At 26.4% G+C, this 1,719-nt stretch carries 2 protein-coding genes; both read left to right on the top strand.

The window, feature by feature from the left end:
* Positions 1-1,263 (top strand): sodium/glutamate symporter (gene gltS / locus G3997_RS03395; protein ID WP_330616187.1); only part of this gene is annotated, 1,263 nt, incomplete at its 5' end.
* 74 nt (positions 1,264-1,337) lie between these two features.
* On the top strand, positions 1,338-1,643 hold the full coding sequence (locus G3997_RS03390) for a DUF1540 domain-containing protein (RefSeq protein ID WP_296648111.1): 306 nt from the start codon (positions 1,338-1,340) through the stop codon (positions 1,641-1,643).
* Positions 1,644-1,719: the final 76 nt, after the last annotated feature.

Genomic DNA, 1,719 nt, shown 5'->3' with positions numbered 1-1,719 from the left:
TTATTTTATAAATGTTCTAATATATTTATCTATGTACAAGTTACAATATATAAGGTAGGTGATTTTTTGTACTCTCTAAATTTAGACATTACCTCAACTTTAATTTTATCTATAATCTTATTTATTATAGGTAATTTCATAAAAAATAAAGTGAGTCTATTAGATAAGTTTTGTATTCCATCTCCAGTTGTTGGTGGATTGTTATTTTGTATATTAGCTCTTTTTTTAAAGCTATTTAAAATCTGTGATATAACTATGGACACATCACTAATGGATTATCTTATATGTTTTTTCTTTACAACAATTGGTCTTGGTATGAGTTTATCTTTAGTTAAAAAAGGTGGAAAGTCCCTTATAAAATATTGGTTGTTGTGTGGTACATTATCTTTGTTTCAAAATTTAATAGCTGTTTGTATTTCTAAAGGTTTAAATATAAATCCACTACTTGGTCTTATGTGTGGAACAATTTCAATGGAAGGTGGCCATGGATCATCTGCAGCATATGGTGCTACTATAGAAGGCTTAGGTATTAATAATGCTATAAGTGTTGGTATAGCAGCCTCTACTTTAGGTCTTATATTAGCCGGACTTATAGGTTCTCCTCTTGCCAAATTTTTAATCGATAAGTATAAGTTAAAGCCATCTTCAATTTCTAATAATGTRTCAGTATCTAATAAAGATAGTTTCAAAATAAATTTAGATATTCTTTCATTTTTAGAACAATTATTAACTATTTTAGTTTGTATATCTATAGGAAAATTAATATCAAATGTATTTTATAATTTAACAGGGATAATAATTCCAGCTATAACAGGATGTATGTTAATATCGGTTTTATTTAGAAATATAAATGATAAAGTTAATTTTATTAATTTAGATTTTAAAGTTATTGATTTTTTAAGTGATATATCTCTTTCAATCTTTTTAACTATGGCACTTATGAGTATTGATTTAGTTAAATTATCAAGCTTATTTGGTCCAATAGTTATTATCGTATTATGTCAAAGCATATTTATAGTTTTATATGCTACTTTTGTTTGTTTTAAAATTCTTGGTAAAGATTTTGATTCAGCTGTTATGATAAGTGGACTTATCGGTCATGGATTAGGCGCWACTCCTACAGCCCTTGCTAATATGACRTCTATAAGTAACAARTATGGCTATTCAAAAAAAGCATTTTTAGTGGTTCCATTAGTTGCTGCCTTTTTACTTGATATGTTCACTATGCCTTGTATAATATTTTTTATAAATATTTTAAGTTAATATTTTAATTATAAATGATTAAAATAAGTTATCTTTGACATAATATTAATATAATTTCATTTAGGAGGTATCTTATGGAAAGCAATTTACATTGCTCAGCTACAGACTGTGCATTTAATAAAACTGGAAATTGTTATGCTTCACAAATAAAAGTTGAAGGATTTGATGCAGCAGTAACACCTGAAACTTACTGCGATACATATAGAGATGGGGATAGCTTTAATCTTAGTAATTATCATGGTGAGACAGGATTAACTAGTACTCAAGATATATCTTGTACTGCCAAAAACTGTAGATACAATACTTTTGGTTATTGTAATGCTAGCCATGTAGACATAAACTTTGAAAATAGTAGCTGTGAAACTTTTGTTTGTAGATAATATTTTACATATCAAGGTGTAGTATTTTTAATACTACACCTTTTTTAATACAAATATATTATAAAATATATATCAT

Origin of the sequence: Romboutsia sp. 13368, assembly GCF_018336475.1 — a bacterium.
Taxonomy (GTDB): domain Bacteria; phylum Bacillota; class Clostridia; order Peptostreptococcales; family Peptostreptococcaceae; genus Romboutsia.
This window is presented reverse-complemented; position numbering and strand designations above follow the sequence as displayed.